Here is a 15155-nt window from a genome sequence, read left to right as displayed (position 1 = left end):
CGATTTTCCGCTAAACTGTGCCGCCTGTTTTTGCCTGAGAAAGAAGTCTTGCATGCGTGTCGCCGATTTTGCTTTTGAATTGCCCGAATCTCTTATCGCCCATTACCCGCAGGCGCAGCGCAGCGGTTGCCGTTTGCTGTCGCTGGATGGCCAAAGTGGCGCACTAACGCACGGCGTATTTACGGATGTGCTGGATAAGCTCAACCCCGGTGATCTGCTGGTATTCAACAATACCCGCGTGATTCCTGCACGTGTCTTTGGTCGCAAAGCCAGCGGGGGCAAAATCGAAATGCTGGTAGAGCGCATGCTCGACGACAAGCGCGTGCTGGCACATGTACGCGCCTCAAAAGCGCCTAAACCGGGCGCAGAGTTGCTGCTGGGCGATGACGAAAGCGTAAAAGCCACTATGGTGGCACGCCATGATGCGCTGTTTGAGATCGTCTTTGAAGATGACCGCGCCGTGCTGGACATTCTTAACAGCGTCGGGCATATGCCGCTGCCGCCTTATATCGATCGTCCTGATGAAGAGGCAGACCGTGAACTTTATCAAACGGTTTACAGCGAACGTCCGGGTGCGGTAGCAGCGCCAACCGCCGGTTTGCATTTTGACGAACCGCTGCTTCAGGCGCTGAAAGAGAAGGGCGTTGAAATGGCTTTCGTTACGTTACATGTCGGCGCGGGAACCTTCCAGCCGGTGCGCGTTGAAACTATTGAAGAGCATCATATGCACGCCGAATACGCCGAAGTACCGCAAGAAGTGGTAGATGCGGTGCTGGCGTGTAAAGCGCGCGGCAATAGAGTTGTGGCGGTAGGCACGACTTCAGTGCGTTCGTTGGAGAGTGCGGCGAAAGCCAGCCAGGAGGCATTGATTGCCCCTTTCTTTGACGACACCCAAATTTTTATCTATCCGGGCTATCACTATCAGGTGATCGACGCGTTGATCACCAATTTCCATCTGCCCGAATCGACCCTGATTATGCTGGTTTCGGCCTTTGCCGGCTATCAGCACACCATGGCAGCGTATCAAGCTGCTGTGGCTGAGCAATATCGTTTCTTCAGTTATGGCGATGCGATGTTTATCAGCAAAAACCCGCAGGCACCGCAAGAGATCGTCGGCGCCTGATTATATTAGCGATAACCTAAATAATTCGAATTGCCTGAAAGCGGCAAACGCGTTCATCCCAATGAGCTTACTCTGGTCAGTGATTCGGGTGGACAAGAGCAGCCAACGCGCAGGCAGTTTGAAGTATGACGGTTATAAGCATCGGACTGTTTCTCCGATGGAGGCTTTGTGAAATTTGAACTTGATACCACAGACGGGCGCGCGCGCCGTGGCCGTCTGATTTTTGATCGCGGTGTGGTAGAAACCCCGGCGTTTATGCCAGTCGGGACTTACGGCACAGTAAAAGGAATGACGCCGGAAGAAGTGCAAGAAACCGGCGCTCAGATCATTCTGGGCAATACCTTCCATCTCTGGCTGCGTCCGGGTCAGGAGATCATGAAACTGCATGGCGATCTGCACGATTTTATGCAGTGGAAAGGCCCAATCCTGACCGATTCCGGCGGGTTCCAGGTCTTTAGCCTTGGCGACATCCGTAAAATCACGGAAGCGGGTGTTCATTTCCGCAACCCGATCAATGGCGATGCAATTTTCCTCGATCCTGAAAAATCGATGGAGATTCAACATGACCTTGGTTCTGATGTCGTGATGATCTTTGATGAATGTACGCCATATCCTGCTGATTGGGACTACGCCAAGCGTTCAATGGAAATGTCTTTGCGCTGGGCAAAACGCAGCCGCGACCGCTTCGACAGCCTGGGTAATAAAAATGCGCTGTTTGGCATTATTCAGGGATCTGTTTACGAAGATTTACGAGATGTCTCGGTGAAAGGTCTGGTAGAGATTGGCTTTGATGGGTACGCTGTGGGCGGCCTGGCGGTGGGTGAGCCTAAAGAGGACATGCACCGTATTCTTGAGCACGTTTGTCCGCAAATTCCGCACGATAAGCCGCGTTATTTGATGGGCGTCGGCAAGCCTGAAGATTTGGTGGAAGGCGTTCGTCGCGGTGTCGATATGTTCGATTGCGTCATGCCAACGCGTAATGCGCGTAATGGTCATCTGTTTGTGACCGACGGCGTGGTAAAAATTCGTAATGCCAAGCACAAAGATGATGTTTCGCCACTGGATGCAGAGTGTGATTGTTACACTTGTCGCAATTACAGCCGTGCGTACTTGCATCATCTCGATCGTTGTAACGAAATACTGGGCGCGCGACTGAATACTATTCACAATCTGCGCTATTACCAGCGCCTGATGGCGGGTTTACGCCAAGCCATCGAAGAGGGTAAATTAGAGCGCTTTGTTAACGAGTTCTACCAACGGACGGGCAAAGAAGTTCCGCCTTTAACGTCTGACAATTCATCAATGAGGGAAATTTAATGAGCTTTTTCATTTCTGACGCCGTGGCCGCAGCAGGCGCACCGTCTCAGGGAAGTCCGTATTCTCTGGTGATCATGCTGGTGGTATTTGGCCTGATTTTCTATTTCATGATCCTGCGTCCTCAGCAGAAACGTGCAAAAGAGCACAAGAAGCTGATGGATTCTATCTCTAAGGGTGATGAAGTACTGACTAGCGGTGGTTTAGTGGGCCGCGTGACGAAAGTATCAGAAACCGGTTACGTTTCTATCGCGTTGAATGAAACGAATGAAGTGGTTGTTAAACGTGATTTCGTGGCTGCCGTCCTGCCGAAAGGTACTATGAAGGCGCTGTAATTTTTATTTCCCTAAGGGAACTGCCGTGTTAAATCGTTATCCTTTGTGGAAGTACATCATGCTGGTCGTCGTCATTGCTGTCGGCCTGCTATACGCACTTCCCAACCTGTATGGTGAGGATCCGGCCGTTCAAATCACTGGTGCGCGCGGAAGCGCCGCCAGTGAGCAAACGTTGGATCAGATTCAGTCCGCATTAAAACAAGATAATATTCAGAGCAAATCCGTTGCGCTGGAAAATGGCGCTATCACGGCACGCTTTGCTAACACTGACGTGCAGTTACGCGCCCGTGAAACCATCCTGAAAGCGCTTGGCGAGAACTATGTTGTTGCGTTAAACCTTGCCCCTGCTACGCCACGTTGGCTCTCTCTGCTTTCAGCAGAGCCCATGAAACTTGGCCTTGATCTGCGCGGTGGCGTGCACTTCCTGATGGAAGTGGATATGGATACCGCATTAGGCAAACTGCAAGAGCAGAACGCCGACACGCTGCGTAGCGACCTGCGCACAAAAAACATTCCTTATACTACTGTCAATAAAATCGCTAATTACGGTGTGGAAATTCGTTTCCGCGACGCGGCAAGCCGCGATGCTGCCGTCTCTTGGTTAAGCTCACGTCATCAGGATCTGGTGATCAACAGCAGCGGGGCGGATTCATTGCGCGCCACCATGAGCGATGCACGTCTCAGCGAAGCCCGTGAATATGCTGTTCAGCAGAACATTACTATCCTGCGTAATCGTGTGAACCAACTGGGTGTTGCCGAGCCGCTGGTACAGCGTCAAGGTTCTGATCGCATCGTGGTTGAGCTGCCAGGTATTCAGGACACTGCGCGAGCCAAAGAAATTTTGGGTGCAACCGCAACGCTGGAATTCCGCGTAGTGAACACCAGCGTGGATCCAAGTGCGGCGGCTAGCGGACGTGTACCGGGTGATTCAGAAGTTAAAGACATGCGTGATGGCCAGCCAGTTGTGCTGTACAAGCGCGTGATTCTTACGGGTGACCACATCACTGATTCGACGTCGAGCATGGATGAATACAACCAGCCTCAGGTGAATATTTCACTGGATGGCGCGGGCGGTAACATCATGTCCAACTTCACCAAGGACAACATCGGTAAACCGATGGCGACCTTGTTCGTGGAGTACAAAGACAGCGGCAGAAAAGATGCAAACGGGCGTTCCATTCTGGTGAAGCAGGAAGAGGTGATTAACGTCGCTAATATCCAGTCTCGCTTGGGTAATAGCTTCCGTATCACGGGTATCAACAACCCGAACGAAGCACGTCAGCTCTCGCTGCTGCTGCGCGCCGGTGCGTTGATCGCGCCGATTCAGATTGTTGAAGAGCGCACTATCGGTCCAACCATGGGTCAGCAAAATATTACCCAAGGTCTGGAAGCCTGCTTGTGGGGCCTGCTTGCCTCCATTCTGTTTATGGTGGTGTTCTACAAGAAATTCGGCTTGATTGCGACCAGCGCACTGTTGGTTAACCTGGTGTTGATTGTCGGCATTATGTCGCTGTTGCCGGGTGCAACGTTAACCATGCCAGGCATTGCCGGTATCGTGTTGACGCTGGCGGTGGCCGTTGATGCCAACGTTCTGATAAACGAACGTATTAAAGAAGAGCTGCGTAATGGGCGTTCCGTTCAGCAGGCAATTCATGAAGGTTATAAAGGCGCCTTCTCAAGTATTGTCGATGCCAACGTAACGACGCTGATCAAAGTTATCATTCTTTACGCGGTCGGTACCGGTTCGATCAAAGGTTTTGCAATTACCACAGCAATTGGTATTGCCACCTCCATGTTCACCGCGATTGTTGGAACCCGTGCCATTGTTAACCTGGTTTACGGTGGCAAACGCATCAACAAGCTGTCTATTTGAGGAGTGCGTTGTGGCACAGGATTATTCTATTGAGCAGTTGAACCACGGCCGTAAAGTCGTTGACTTTATGCGCTGGGATACGCTGGCCTTCATCATTTCGGGGCTACTGATTGTTGCCGCGATTGCCATTGTCGGCGTGCGTGGTTTCAACTGGGGTCTCGATTTTACCGGCGGTACGGTTATTGAGATCAGCCTTGAGAAACCCGCCGATCTCGAGGTGCTGCGTGGCGATTTGGTGAAAGCGAGCTTTGATGAGCCGCTGGTGCAGAACTTCGGTAGCAGCCGTGACGTGATGGTGCGTATGGCGCCCGTTTCAGGCCCGGCGGGCACTGAGTTAGGTAACAAAGTGGTCTCGGTAATCAACCAAACCACGCAGCAAAGCGCCACCGTGAAGCGTATCGAATTCGTTGGCCCAAGTGTGGGTAGCGATTTAGCGCAAGCGGGTGCGATGGCGCTGCTTTCGGCCCTGATCGCGATTCTGATCTATATCGGTATTCGCTTTGAGTGGCGTTTGGCGCTGGGCACCGTGCTAGCGCTGGCGCATGACGTGATCATTACCTGCGGCCTGCTGGCGCTGTTCCACATCGAAATCGACCTGACCATTGTCGCGTCGCTGATGTCGGTAATTGGTTACTCACTCAACGATAAAATCGTGGTTTCTGACCGTATCCGTGAGAACTTCCGCAAAATTCGTCGCGGCTCTTCTTACGACATCACTAACGTGTCGCTGACCCAAACGCTGAGCCGTACCTTGATCACCTCGCTGACGACGCTGGCGATGATCCTGATCCTGTTCATCTTTGGTGGTGCGTTGCTGAAAGGCTTCTCGCTGACCATGTTGATCGGTGTGACGATTGGTACCGTTTCGTCGATTTATGTCTCTTCAGCGCTGGCGTTGAAGCTGGGCATGAAACGCGAACATATGCTGGTACAGAAAGTAGAGAAAGAGGGCGCCGATCAGCCTTCAATTCTGCCGTAATTCTGGCAAATAAAATGAAATGGGCTGCCAACTGGCAGCCCATTTTTTTTGCGCTTACTGCGCAGCAGAGACGGTTGGGGCGGCGCTTTCTCCCACCACATCGTGTACGCGGATATAACCCAGTTGATCAGGCGTTATCCCACTCAAACGCAATGGCACGCTAACCGACGTTTGCGGCAACAGCGCGGCTGGCACGTCAATGGTTTGATTAAGGCTGTCAGCGTTGAGCGGTTTTCCGCTAGCCGGATCCAATTCACCCCAGACAACCGTGGCGCGCAGAGCGGGGATCGGCTGATCGCCGGTGGCACGGATGTTCAGATTCGCGCGTGAACCATTCGCTTCACCTTCAACCCGAGACAGCGACAAGCGGAGCGTACCGAGCTGCGTCTGGAGTTCTACCGGCGTATTCGCTTGCGGAACTAACCATGCGCCTTGCTGTGAGTGGCTATTGAGTTGCCCCTGAATTTCCAGCGCGCTGGCCTGTGAGGTCAAATGCTGCATCTGCTGATTGAGCTGGCTCACTTCCTGATGCAGCTTATTCACTTTAGGCGTAGAAGGCGTGCTGCTACAGCCGCTGAGAAATACCAGTGACATCGCCATCGGCGCCCAAACCGTCCTGATCATAATTTATCCTTGTCAGTTATTTCGGAATTCGTAAAACCTGGCCTGGATAGATCTTATCAGGATGCGACAGCATTGGCTTGTTCGCTTCGAAAATCTTGTTGTATTCATTAGGATTTCCGTAAACCTGTTTGGAAATCGCGCTCAAGGTGTCACCTTTCTTCACGGTATAAAGCTCCGCTTCAGGTGCGCTGTCGCTTACGGTAACCTTATCTTCAACTTTGGTGATACCCGCTACGTTTCCGGCTGCTACCAGGATTTTTTCTTTCAGCTCCTGAGTAATGCCATCACCGGTTACGGTAACGGTATCGCCATTGACCTGCACATTGACTTTATCGCTGTCCGGTAATCCTAATTTGTTGATATGGTCCTGAAGTTTTTTGTTTTGGTCGTCATCGTGACCGCCGCTCACCGCATCCCACAACTTTTCACCAGCCTCTTTCACAAAATTAAACAAACCCATAAAACCTCCGATTGTTAGTAGACTTGTGCTGCAAGGCAGCTTTATAAGCGTAGTGGTTTTTCAATAACTAAGGTGCACGCGTTGTCTGGCTGTGAGCCAGGCGATGGAAAGGCACGGGAATAGATTTTGTTGAAATGCAGTTCGCGCTACACTGTATGGCCCATTTATCTCGCGTCAGGTAACGTCATGCATTGCCCATTCTGCTCCGCTGTGGACACCAAAGTGATTGATTCTCGTCTGGTTAGTGAAGGATCGTCGGTGCGTCGCCGTCGTCAGTGTTTGGTGTGCCATGAGCGTTTCACCACATTTGAAGTGGCCGAATTGGTCATGCCGCGTGTAGTGAAAAGCAACGACGTGCGTGAACCCTTTAATGAAGACAAGCTCAGCAGCGGCATGATGAAGGCGCTGGAAAAACGGCCCGTTAGCGCTGATGCCGTCGAGAGTGCAGTCAACCATATCAAAACCCAACTGCGTGCCACTGGCGAACGGGAAATCCCCAGCAAAATGATTGGCGCATTAGTGATGGATGAGCTGAGAAAGCTCGATAAAGTGGCCTACATTCGTTTTGCTTCGGTGTATCGCAGTTTTGAGGATATTCGTGATTTTGGCGAAGAGATCGCCCGCTTACAGGATTAAACCATGACCGATGAACGCTATATGGCGCGTGCGCTGGAACTGGCGCGGCGCGGTCGTTTTACCACGACACCGAATCCCAATGTAGGGTGCGTTATTGTCCGTGATGGTGAAGTCGTGGGTGAAGGCTGGCATCAACGAGCCGGTGAACCCCATGCTGAAGTCCATGCGTTGCGCATGGCCGGTGATCGCGCTCGCGGCGCGACAGCTTACGTCACGCTAGAACCTTGCAGCCATCATGGCCGTACGCCACCTTGTTGCGATGCGCTGATTGCCGCAGGCGTCAGCCGCGTGGTGGCAGCGATGCAAGATCCGAATCCGCAGGTGGCAGGGCGCGGTTTACATCGCTTGAGCCAGGCGGGAATTGACGTCAGCCACGGTCTGATGATGAGCGAAGCCGAAGCGCTCAATCGCGGTTTCCTGAAACGCATGCGCACCGGTTTTCCGTGGGTGCAACTCAAATTAGGCGCTTCGCTGGATGGCCGCACCGCGATGGCGAGCGGTGAAAGCCAATGGATTACGTCTGCCGCAGCAAGGCGCGATGTGCAAAGACTGCGAGCGCAAAGCTCCGCTATTCTCAGCAGCAGCGCCACCGTGTTAGCGGATGATCCGTCACTGACGGTGCGTTGGTCAGAACTGAATGCAGATACCCAGTCATTACTGGATGAAAGTACACTACGTCAGCCGATACGCGTGATCGTGGATAGTCAAAATCGCGTTACACCGCACCACAAGTTGATTACGCAGCCGGGCGAAACGTGGCTGATGCGCCAAACGGCCGATCAGCAAACCTGGCCCGAAGGCGTCACGCAAATTGGCGTGCCGCTGCGTGAACAGCAGTTGGATCTGGTCGCCATGATGATGCTGCTTGGCAAGCGACAGATTAACAGCGTTTGGGTTGAAGCCGGCGCGTCCCTGGCCGGTGCGCTGCTGCAAATTGGCTTGGTTGATGAGTTGATTGTGTATGTCGCGCCTAAGCTTTTAGGTGATGAGGGACGCGGCTTGTGTCAGCTGCCCGGTTTACAGCAACTTGCTGATGCACCAAGCTTTTCATTCAGCGATGTCCGTCAGGTCGGCACGGATTTGCGTCTGACCTTGACACCGCAATAATGCAGGCGGAAAAGCGAGAGCAAGCCGCCGAAGAGTATGATAGAATCCGCCCCCCTGCGCGGGGCCAAACAAACCCCCTGAAAGGATAAGTATGAAAGTTATCGAAGCTGCTGTTGCTACGCCTGAGGCCAATGTTGCCATCGTTATCGCGCGTTTTAACAACTTCATTAATGACAGCCTGCTGGATGGCGCGATCGACGCTCTGAAGCGTATCGGTCAGGTCAAAGATGAGAACATCACCGTTGTTTGGGTTCCCGGCGCTTATGAACTGCCACTGGCAGCACGTGCGTTGACGAAAACAGGCAAATATGATGCCGTGATCGCCTTGGGCACTGTCATTCGTGGTGGCACTGCACATTTCGAATATGTTGCAGGTGAAGCCAGCTCCGGTATCGCCAGCGTTGCAATGAACAGCGAGATTCCTGTCGCGTTCGGCGTGCTGACCACCGAAAATATCGAGCAGGCCATTGAGCGTGCTGGTACCAAAGCCGGTAATAAGGGTGCAGAAGCAGCCTTGACCGCGCTCGAAATGATTAACGTATTGAAAGCCATCAAAGCCTGATTTTTGTAAGGGGAATTTTGTGAAACCTGCTGCTCGTCGTCGCGCCCGTGAGTGCGCTGTCCAGGCGCTTTACTCCTGGCAGTTGTCTAACAACGACATTGCCGATGTGGAATACCAGTTTCTGGCGGAACAAGACGTCAAAGACGTCGATATTTCTTATTTCCGCGAACTGCTGTCCGGTGTGGCGACCAACAGCGCGTATCTGGATGGTCTGATGAAACCTTACCTGTCGCGTCAGCTGGAAGAGCTGGGCCAGGTAGAAAGAGCTGTGCTGCGCATCTCGCTGTATGAATTGAGCAAGCGTGCTGATGTGCCTTATAAAGTAGCCATCAATGAAGGTATTGAGCTGGCGAAAGTGTTTGGCGCAGAAGACAGCCACAAGTTTGTCAACGGCGTGCTGGATAAAGCGGGTCCACAGATTCGACCCAATCGTAAGTAAATAAAAAGGCCGGCTTGCCGGCCTTTTTTCATTATTGGTTAAGCGGAACGCAACTATGTCTTGTGGTGAATTTGAACTCATCGCACGCTACTTCAATCGCAGAACGCGCAGCCGCCGTGATGTCGAAACCGGCATTGGTGATGATTGTGCGCTTCTGAGCGTGCCAGAAAAACAGACGCTGGCGATCAGCACCGATACGTTGGTGGCTGGCATACACTTCCTTCGTGATATCCATCCCGCAGATTTAGGCTACAAAGCGCTGGCCGTTAACCTCAGCGATCTCGCCGCAATGGGTGCGGATCCCGCCTGGCTGACGCTGGCAATGACCTTGCCTGAAGTCGACGAAACCTGGCTGGCGGCATTCAGTGAAAGCCTGTTTGAGCTGCTGGAATATTACGATATGCAGCTTGTGGGCGGCGACACCACGCGCGGACCACTTAGCCTGACGCTGGGTATTCATGGTCTGGTGCCGCAAGGCCGCGCCTTGAAACGTTCCGGCGCTAAACCTGGCGACTGGATTTTCGTTACCGGCACCTTGGGCGACAGTGCGGCGGGACTGGCGTTGTTACAGCATCGTAAACGTATCAACGATCCGGCGGTTCATGAAGCGCTCATTAAGCGTCACTTGCGCCCAATGCCGCGCATCCTGCAAGGACAGGCGCTGCGTTCTTTGGCATCATCGGCTATCGATCTCTCTGATGGTTTGATCTCCGATCTCGGCCACGTTTTAAAAGCCAGCGGCTGCGGTGCACGCATCAATCTGGACGCATTGCCTTTGTCGCCTGCGCTGCGCGATCATTTTGAGCCGGAAGAAGTTTTACGCTGGGCATTAAGCGGTGGTGAAGATTATGAACTTTGCTTTACCGTGCCGGAAGTGCATCGCGGGGCGCTGGATGTGGCGCTCGGCCATCTTGGCGTACCTTTTACCTGCATCGGTCAGATTGCGCCAGAATCAGAAGGTTTAACGCTGCTGGATAACGGCAAGCCAGCGAAATTCAGTCATAAAGGATTTGACCATTTTGACGCTCGATAAAGACGTAGCAAAAAGCCGTTTGCGGATGAGCAATCCATGGCACCTGTTAGCCACGGGTTTTGGCAGTGGATTAAGCCCTTATATGCCAGGAACGGTGGGATCGGTCGCTGCGATTCCTTTCTGGTTTCTGATGACCTATCTGCCACAGGATATCTATTCACTGGTGGTGTTATTAGGAATCAGTGTCGGTGTTTATCTCTGTCACCGCACAGCCAAAGATATGGGCGTTCACGACCATGGCAGCATTGTATGGGATGAGTTTATCGGCATGTGGATTACGTTGATGGCCATTCCGGTAAACAGCTGGGAATGGGTTTTAGCGGGTTTTATCGTGTTCCGCATTTTCGATATTTGGAAACCCTGGCCGATTCGCTGGTTTGATCGCAATGTACACGGCGGCATGGGCATTATGGTCGATGACATTATCGCTGGGGTCATTTCAGCCGCGATATTGTTTGGCGTCGGCCATTACTGGCTGGCTGTTTAATGACGCATTCCCTCTCCGAAAGGAGAGGGAATTCTCCGATGTGCTGGACACCGCTTAATCATTGAGATTGAGGTCGCTGTTACTCAAATCCCACCGCCGGATGCGGCTGATAAACACTTTCAAGCTCAGCAATGTCGGTTGAATCGAGCTCAACATCCACTGCTTTGACCAAATCTTCCAACTGCTGCGCACGTGATGCACCAATAATCGGTGCCGTTACGGCGGGTTTATGCAACAGCCACGCCAGCGCAACTTGCGCACGACTCACGCCTTTATCCGCTGCAATGGTTTCAACCCGCTTCGCGATTTCAGCATCGTTCTCTTCCGTTGCGCTGTACAGCGTTTTACTCACTTCATCAGAAACCGATCGCGCTGTGGTTTCACCCCACGGACGCGTCAGCTTGCCGCGAGCCAGCGGGCTCCACGGCAACACCGCAATGTTTTTATCCAGACATAATGGATGCATTTCATTTTCTTCTTCACGCTGAATCAAATTATATTGATCCTGCATGCTAACGAAACGCGCCCAGCTATGGCGTTCCTGCGTCTCAAGCGCTTGTGCAAACTGATTGGCATGCATTGAAGATGCGCCGATGTAACGCGCTTTACCGGCTTTCACCACATCATTTAACGCCTCAAGCGTCTCTTCCAGCGGCGTTTCATAATCCCAGCGGTGAATTTGCAGTAGGTCCACATAGTCCATGCCGAGACGATTCAAGCTGTCATCAATGGATTGCAGAATATTTTTGCGCGACAAGCCTTGGGATAAATTACTCATTGGAAAATAGACTTTCGTCGCGACCACGATCTCTTCGCGGCGGGCAAACGCTTTTAAAGCGCGGCCGACGATCTCTTCACTGCTGCCGTCAGAATAGCTGTTGGCAGTATCGAAAAAATTAATTCCTGCCTCTAACGCTTGCTGAATTAACGGGCGGCTACTCTCTTCTGGCAACGTCCAGGCGTGTTTGCCGCGATCCGGCTCACCAAAGGTCATGCAACCCAGACAAAGACGCGAAACCTGCAGATCGGTGGTACCCAGTTGGATGGTTTTCATGATGGCTCCTGCGCAAAGTCGCTGATGATTCGAGGGAATCATAAAGCATAGCAGGCGTTTCGCCCCCCGGTTGGGGAGCGAAAGGTGAGGGGATTACTGTGCGAGCCAAGCCTCAATTTGCTGCTGGATACCTTCTGCATCCAGTTGGTAATCGTGACGGACTTCGTCCTGCGTACCCTGCGGGATAAATTCATCAGGCAGGCCAAGATTCAACACCGGTACACGCAGACGTTTAGCCATGACGTACTCATTGACGCCGCTGCCCGCGCCGCCTTTGATTGCGCCTTCTTCCAGCGTAATCAATGCCTCGTATTTACCTGCCAGCTCTGTAATTAAGGCTTCATCCAGCGGCTTCACGAAGCGCATATCCACCAACGTTGCGTTGAGCGCCTCAGCGGTAGCAGCAGCTTCAGGCAGCAAGGTACCAAAGTTTAGGATGGCGAGTTGTTCGCCTTCACGCTTGATAACACCTTTGCCGAGCGGCAAACTTTTCAGCGGTGTTAATTCGGTGCCTACACCCGTCCCGCGTGGGTAGCGCACCGCGCTCGGGCCATCCTGATAGTGATAACCGGTATAGAGCATCTGGCGGCACTCATTCTCATCGCTTGGCGTCATGATCACCATATCAGGGACGCAGCGCAGATAGGCGAGGTCAAAGGCGCCCTGATGCGTTTGTCCGTCGGCACCGACAATGCCGCCGCGATCGATAGCAAACAGCACCGGTAATTTCTGGATAGCCACATCGTGAATCACCTGATCATAGGCGCGCTGCAAAAAAGTGGAGTAAATGGCGACGATCGGCTTATAGCCGCCGATGGCCATACCTGCTGCGAACGTCACGGCATGCTGCTCAGCAATTGCTACGTCAAAGTATTGATTTGGGTATTCACGTGAGAAGCCCACCATGCCCGAACCTTCACGCATAGCGGGCGTGATCGCCATCAATTTTGGATCGTCAGCCGCCATTTCACACAGCCAGTTACCAAAGATTTTTGAGTAGCTCGGTAAGCCCTCAGCACTCTTCGGCAGTGCGCCGTTTGCCAGATCAAATTTAGGTACCGCATGCCAGGTAATCGGATCTTCTTCGGCAGGCGCATAGCCTTTGCCTTTCTTGGTCATGATGTGCAGGAACTGCGGCCCTTTCAGGCTGCGCATGTTGGATAGCGTATTCACCAGGGTTAGCACATCGTGGCCATCAACCGGGCCAATATAGTTAAAGCCCAACTCTTCAAACAGCGTGCCCGGTACCACCATGCCTTTCAGATGCTCTTCGGTACGTCTTACCAACTCTTTGATGGGCGGCAGGCCGGTTAAAACGCGCTTTCCACCTTCGCGCAGGCGCGCATAGGTTTTACCCGAAAGAATTTGCGCCAGGCGATTATTTAATGCACCAACGTTTTCAGAGATCGACATTTCGTTGTCGTTAAGGATCACCAGCATGTCCGGCTTGATATCACCTGCGTGGTTCATGGCTTCGAAAGCCATGCCTGCGGTGATCGCGCCATCACCGATAATGCAGGCGGTGCGGCGACCTTTGCCTTCTCGCTCGGCTGCAGCAGCCATGCCAAGACCGGCGCTGATTGAGGTAGACGAGTGGCCCACGCTCAGCACGTCATATTCGCTCTCGCCGCGCCATGGAAAAGGGTGCACGCCATTTTTCTGACGAATAGTGCCAATACGATCGCGGCGACCGGTCAGAATTTTGTGTGGATAGGCTTGATGTCCTACATCCCACACCAGATGATCAAACGGCGTGTTATAGACGTAATGCAGCGCCACCGTCAGCTCGACGACGCCCAAACCTGAAGCGAAGTGGCCACTGGAGCGGCTGACGCTGTCTAACAGATACTGACGCAGTTCATCACACAGCGCAGGCAATTTCTCTTTCGGCAGAGCGCGTAGCTCTTGAACCGTGTCCGCTAGCGCCAGTGTCGGGTATTTAGCAATATCAAAACTCATCAGAGACTCATTATGGAAGTTATTTGTCGCGTTCAATTATGAAGCTCGCCAACGCTTGCAAAGCTGTGGTGTCATAGGATTGGGCGGCGAGAATTTCCAGCGCACTAAGCGCTTCCTGATACAAATCCCAGGCTTTTATGCGGGCATTATCCAGCCCCATCAATGAAGGATAGGTGCTTTTACCTAAATCTTGATCGGCGCCCTGACGTTTACCAATCACGGCGGTATCCCCAATCACATCGAGAATATCGTCTTGTACCTGAAATGCGAGGCCAATCGCATCCGCGTAGCGATCGAGTACCGGCAGCGCCAGACGACCTTTTTCCCCGGCAGCCAGCGCGCCCAGACGAACAGCGGCACGGATCAGCGCGCCCGTTTTATGGCGATGAATCTGCTCTAGCTGGGGTAAATCAACGGATTTTCCTTCCGCCGCCAAGTCCAGCGCCTGACCACCACACATTCCGGCTACACCGCTGGCTTTAGCCAGTTCAGATATCATGGCGAGGCGATATTCTGCGCTCACGCCAGGCATCGGCTGGTCCGCCAGGATAGAGAACGCCAGTGTTTGTAATGCATCACCTGCAAGGATGGCGGTGTCTTCACCATATTTTATGTGGCAGGTGGGTTGGCCACGGCGTAACGCATCATCGTCCATCGCAGGAAGATCGTCATGAATCAGGGAGTACGCGTGAATACATTCAACTGCCGCAGCGGGAATATCCAAGCTTACTGGATCGGCATTAAGCATTTCGCCGGTGGCGTAGACCAAAAAAGGGCGCAGACGTTTACCGCCTAATAATGCCCCATATTGCATGGCATTCACCAGAGGAGAACTCTGAAAAGGGAGTGGATCTAATAAGCGCGTCAGCGCAGCATTCACCTGTTGGTGATAAGCGCTGAGCATGTTGGCAAAATCCATTAGTCATTTTCCGGCGTGAAAGAGGTGAGATCGGCGTCTTTATCATCGCTCAGTAAGATGCGCACACGCTGTTCTGCTTGCTGCAGCGTTTGCTGCCCGGTACGCGCCAACTGCACGCCACGCTCAAACTCATTCAGCGCCTCTTCCAACGGCAGCTCACCACTTTCCAGGCGGCTGACAATCTGTTCCAGCTGCTGCAATGACGTTTCGAAGCTGGCTGGCTTTTCGGCTTTTTTCGGCATAATTAGGTG

17 protein-coding genes are annotated in these 15155 nt (G+C 52.8%); 11 read left to right on the top strand and 6 right to left on the bottom strand.

What is annotated here, in order from left to right:
• Positions 1–52 precede the first annotated feature (52 nt).
• From queA to secF, 5 genes are all read left to right on the top strand, one after another.
• On the top strand, positions 53–1123 hold the full coding sequence (gene queA, locus MUG06_RS09765) for a tRNA preQ1(34) S-adenosylmethionine ribosyltransferase-isomerase QueA (RefSeq protein WP_215847463.1): 1071 nt from the start codon (positions 53–55) through the stop codon (positions 1121–1123).
• 168 nt (positions 1124–1291) lie between these two features.
• Entirely contained in the window at positions 1292–2440 is a 1149-nt protein-coding gene (gene tgt / locus MUG06_RS09760) for a tRNA guanosine(34) transglycosylase Tgt (RefSeq protein ID WP_215847462.1), read from the top strand.
• The gene (gene yajC, locus MUG06_RS09755; protein WP_215847461.1) at positions 2440–2772 is read left to right on the top strand and encodes a preprotein translocase subunit YajC; all 333 of its coding nucleotides are present in this window, start codon (positions 2440–2442) and stop codon (positions 2770–2772) included. Before tgt ends, yajC begins: the two co-directional genes overlap by 1 nt.
• 25 nt (positions 2773–2797) lie before the next feature.
• Positions 2798–4645, top strand: coding sequence for a protein translocase subunit SecD (secD, locus tag MUG06_RS09750; protein ID WP_215847460.1), 1848 nt, complete (start codon positions 2798–2800; stop codon positions 4643–4645).
• Positions 4646–4655: 10 nt separating this feature from the next.
• A complete protein-coding gene (secF, locus tag MUG06_RS09745) occupies positions 4656–5624 on the top strand; it encodes a protein translocase subunit SecF (protein WP_243078419.1) in 969 nt (322 codons plus the stop codon).
• Between the two features lie 54 nt (positions 5625–5678).
• On the opposite strand, the gene MUG06_RS09740 is transcribed toward secF, so the two are convergent.
• Both MUG06_RS09740 and lysM read right to left on the bottom strand, forming a co-directional pair.
• Entirely contained in the window at positions 5679–6248 is a 570-nt protein-coding gene (locus MUG06_RS09740) for a DUF3251 domain-containing protein (protein ID WP_243078418.1), read from the bottom strand.
• Positions 6249–6264: 16 nt separating this feature from the next.
• Positions 6265–6708, bottom strand: coding sequence for a peptidoglycan-binding protein LysM (gene lysM, locus MUG06_RS09735; protein WP_215847458.1), 444 nt, complete (start codon positions 6706–6708; stop codon positions 6265–6267).
• Positions 6709–6894: 186 nt separating this feature from the next.
• Between lysM and nrdR the strand changes: the two genes are divergently transcribed.
• The 6 genes from nrdR (at position 6895) to pgpA (ending at position 10972) form a co-directional block, all read left to right on the top strand.
• Positions 6895–7344 carry a transcriptional regulator NrdR gene (nrdR, locus tag MUG06_RS09730; protein WP_215848327.1) on the top strand — a complete coding sequence of 150 codons (450 nt, stop codon included), beginning with the start codon at positions 6895–6897 and terminating at the stop codon, positions 7342–7344.
• Between the two features lie 3 nt (positions 7345–7347).
• Entirely contained in the window at positions 7348–8451 is a 1104-nt protein-coding gene (ribD, locus tag MUG06_RS09725; RefSeq protein ID WP_243078417.1) for a bifunctional diaminohydroxyphosphoribosylaminopyrimidine deaminase/5-amino-6-(5-phosphoribosylamino)uracil reductase RibD, read from the top strand.
• A 91-nt stretch (positions 8452–8542) separates the two neighbouring features.
• The gene (gene ribE / locus MUG06_RS09720; protein WP_215847456.1) at positions 8543–9013 is read left to right on the top strand and encodes a 6,7-dimethyl-8-ribityllumazine synthase; all 471 of its coding nucleotides are present in this window, start codon (positions 8543–8545) and stop codon (positions 9011–9013) included.
• A gap of 19 nt (positions 9014–9032) precedes the next feature.
• The gene (gene nusB / locus MUG06_RS09715; protein WP_215847455.1) at positions 9033–9452 is read left to right on the top strand and encodes a transcription antitermination factor NusB; all 420 of its coding nucleotides are present in this window, start codon (positions 9033–9035) and stop codon (positions 9450–9452) included.
• A gap of 55 nt (positions 9453–9507) precedes the next feature.
• Positions 9508–10485 carry a thiamine-phosphate kinase gene (gene thiL, locus MUG06_RS09710; RefSeq protein WP_215847454.1) on the top strand — a complete coding sequence of 326 codons (978 nt, stop codon included), beginning with the start codon at positions 9508–9510 and terminating at the stop codon, positions 10483–10485.
• Positions 10472–10972 (top strand): phosphatidylglycerophosphatase A, encoded by a 501-nt coding sequence (gene pgpA / locus MUG06_RS09705; RefSeq protein WP_215847453.1) that lies wholly within the window; start codon positions 10472–10474, stop codon positions 10970–10972. The genes thiL and pgpA overlap by 14 nt, the downstream gene beginning before the upstream one ends.
• 79 nt (positions 10973–11051) lie before the next feature.
• Here pgpA and MUG06_RS09700 read toward each other — a convergent pair whose 3' ends face one another.
• The 4 genes from MUG06_RS09700 to xseB form a co-directional block, all read right to left on the bottom strand.
• Positions 11052–12026 (bottom strand): aldo/keto reductase, encoded by a 975-nt coding sequence (locus MUG06_RS09700; protein WP_243078416.1) that lies wholly within the window; start codon positions 12024–12026, stop codon positions 11052–11054.
• A gap of 93 nt (positions 12027–12119) precedes the next feature.
• Positions 12120–13985: a 1-deoxy-D-xylulose-5-phosphate synthase gene (gene dxs, locus MUG06_RS09695; RefSeq protein ID WP_243078415.1), complete on the bottom strand. Its 1866-nt coding sequence runs from the start codon at positions 13983–13985 to the stop codon at positions 12120–12122.
• 19 nt (positions 13986–14004) lie between these two features.
• On the bottom strand, positions 14005–14904 hold the full coding sequence (gene ispA / locus MUG06_RS09690; RefSeq protein ID WP_243078414.1) for a (2E,6E)-farnesyl diphosphate synthase: 900 nt from the start codon (positions 14902–14904) through the stop codon (positions 14005–14007).
• Positions 14904–15146 (bottom strand): exodeoxyribonuclease VII small subunit, encoded by a 243-nt coding sequence (gene xseB / locus MUG06_RS09685; RefSeq protein ID WP_215847450.1) that lies wholly within the window; start codon positions 15144–15146, stop codon positions 14904–14906. Before xseB ends, ispA begins: the two co-directional genes overlap by 1 nt.
• Positions 15147–15155: the final 9 nt, after the last annotated feature.

The sequence above is a fragment of the Pantoea sp. MQR6 genome (assembly GCF_022761075.1).
GTDB classification, from domain to species: domain Bacteria; phylum Pseudomonadota; class Gammaproteobacteria; order Enterobacterales; family Enterobacteriaceae; genus Pantoea; species Pantoea phytostimulans.
This window is presented reverse-complemented; position numbering and strand designations above follow the sequence as displayed.

Coding starts and splice junctions, on each gene's coding strand:
- xseB (WP_215847450.1), bottom strand. CDS start 15,146: ATGCCGAAAAAAGCCGAAAAGCCAGCCAGCTTCGAAACGTCATTGCAG.
- ribD (WP_243078417.1), top strand. CDS start 7,348: ATGACCGATGAACGCTATATGGCGCGTGCGCTGGAACTGGCGCGGCGC.
- ribE (WP_215847456.1), top strand. CDS start 8,543: ATGAAAGTTATCGAAGCTGCTGTTGCTACGCCTGAGGCCAATGTTGCC.
- ispA (WP_243078414.1), bottom strand. CDS start 14,904: ATGGATTTTGCCAACATGCTCAGCGCTTATCACCAACAGGTGAATGCT.
- MUG06_RS09700 (WP_243078416.1), bottom strand. CDS start 12,026: ATGAAAACCATCCAACTGGGTACCACCGATCTGCAGGTTTCGCGTCTT.
- thiL (WP_215847454.1), top strand. CDS start 9,508: ATGTCTTGTGGTGAATTTGAACTCATCGCACGCTACTTCAATCGCAGA.
- yajC (WP_215847461.1), top strand. CDS start 2,440: ATGAGCTTTTTCATTTCTGACGCCGTGGCCGCAGCAGGCGCACCGTCT.
- nrdR (WP_215848327.1), top strand. CDS start 6,895: ATGCATTGCCCATTCTGCTCCGCTGTGGACACCAAAGTGATTGATTCT.
- lysM (WP_215847458.1), bottom strand. CDS start 6,708: ATGGGTTTGTTTAATTTTGTGAAAGAGGCTGGTGAAAAGTTGTGGGAT.
- queA (WP_215847463.1), top strand. CDS start 53: ATGCGTGTCGCCGATTTTGCTTTTGAATTGCCCGAATCTCTTATCGCC.
- dxs (WP_243078415.1), bottom strand. CDS start 13,985: ATGAGTTTTGATATTGCTAAATACCCGACACTGGCGCTAGCGGACACG.
- MUG06_RS09740 (WP_243078418.1), bottom strand. CDS start 6,248: ATGATCAGGACGGTTTGGGCGCCGATGGCGATGTCACTGGTATTTCTC.